Annotated in this window: 2 protein-coding genes; one reads left to right on the forward strand and one right to left on the reverse strand. The window is 73.3% G+C overall.

Annotated features, from left to right (window positions below; translation table 11 throughout):
- Window positions 1-543: 543 nt before the first annotated feature.
- Window positions 544-954, forward strand: a complete 411-nt coding sequence (locus tag OFY01_RS16520) for a DUF3040 domain-containing protein (protein WP_266600615.1) — start codon at window positions 544-546, stop codon at window positions 952-954.
- Window positions 955-1,136: 182 nt separating this feature from the next.
- Here the strand turns inward: OFY01_RS16520 and OFY01_RS16525 are convergent.
- Window positions 1,137-1,710: DUF4129 domain-containing protein (locus tag OFY01_RS16525; protein ID WP_266600617.1), on the reverse strand; the 574-nt coding region annotated here is incomplete at its 5' end.

Consider the following 1,710-nt stretch of genomic DNA (forward strand, 5'->3'; position numbering starts at 1 on the left):
AGTCACGCCATCTTCAACGCCCACCCAACCTCAAAGACACGCTCTCCCACAGACGACCTGACCAAGCACTACTAGGGGCTGTCCGGCGATCTTGCCGGGGTCGCGAGCCCTGGCACGCCGACCTGCGGCGTTGCCGTCGGTTGCCGACTTCCGCGTCGCCGCCCTCCTCCGCCTCGCCTCTCGACGCACCAGGCCCCGCTCAGCAGCACCGATCGGCACGGTCGTCCGAATCCGACCTGATCCGCCGCACGGCCCCTACGGGGCGGGCGCCGGGCCCTGGGCGCCGCTGATCAGCAGTGCAGCGGCAGATGGAGTACGCCACAGGCACCCCGATCGGACGTCCGGCGCCGTATGATCGGAGATGGGCCGTCCGGCATGACGGGCCGGTCGCCGGGGAATGACGCCTTGGCGGTTCCGGACCGCCGTCGAGGGGCCCGGAACAGTCAAGTTGGCGTAGAGGGGCGGGTTTCACGGGGGCGATTCCCTGCCTATCCTGAAGGGGACCCCCGGTCGCCCCGGCGACCGCACGATGAGGAGGACTCCGTGCCGCTCTCGGAGCACGAGCAGCGCATGCTCGAGCAGATGGAGCGAGCGCTGTACGCCGAAGATCCCAAGTTCGCGACAGCGCTTGAGGGAAGCGGGCTGCGTACGTACACCCGACGTCGGGTCTACCAGGCGGTCGCGGGCTTCCTGGTGGGTATCGCGCTCCTCATGGGTGGAGTGGTCGCGCAGCAGATCTGGATCAGCGTGGTGGGCTTCCTCGTCATGCTGGGCTGCGCGGTGCTCGCGGTCACGGGCTGGCGCAAGGCGCCCAAGCCCGGTGAGCAGCCAGCGGCGGGAGCGGCGTCCGGCACGCCTGCCCCGGCGCGACGGCAGAGCAAGCAGAAGCGCTCGATGATGGACCGGATCGAGCAGCGCTGGCAGCGCCGGCGAGACGAGCAGGGCGGCCACTGAGCGCGTTGGCGCCCGGCCCGATCCTGCCCGCGACACGGACGTGTAAAGGGTGACCGCCCCCGTGGCGGTCACCCTTTGTGCGTAACGCCGGGCCGAGAAGTAATCAGGGGGAGTACCGGAACCGGGGAGCACCGAAACCGGGGAGTACCGGAACGCCGCCCCCCGGCCCGCCGCCCGCGCCGTCAGCCCCCCTGGCCCGACGGACGCCGCACCGCCGACCACCGGCCGCGCACTCTCCTGGCCAGCGCGTCCCGGCGCTCCGACAGCACCCACACCACCCGGACGGTCGAGCGGGGGGCGAACGTCGCACGCAGCCGCCCCGACCGGTCGGCCGTCGCGTACAGCCCGGCGCGCAGCCGCCGGACATCCTCGCCCAGCCCCGATACGGGCCGCGGCCGCGGCGCGTACAGCACCTGCTCCACCGCCGCCGCCACCCGGTGCACTGCCTCCGCGGTCACCGGGTCGAGCCGCCCGAGCCGTGCGATACGGGCCGCTGCCTTGCGCGGGGTCAGCGAGTCGTCCGGCGCGATGCCGTGGTCCCAGGCGGTGTCGATGACCTCGCGCCAGACGGCCAGGGTGCGAGCCGCGGCAGCATCGGAATCCGTGCGTCCACCCGGCGCGAGCCGCACCGCCCTGACCCGCCGGCGCCCCAGCATGGGCAGCAGCGGCACCACCACGACCAGCAGAGCGGCCAGCGCCAGCAGTGCAAGGGTCCCCGTCGGCGGCCCGCCGCCCGTGCCGCCGCCGGCCGCCGCA

Origin of the sequence: Streptomyces beihaiensis (assembly GCF_026274175.1) — a bacterium.
Classification (GTDB): Bacteria; Actinomycetota; Actinomycetes; order Streptomycetales; family Streptomycetaceae; genus Streptomyces; species Streptomyces beihaiensis.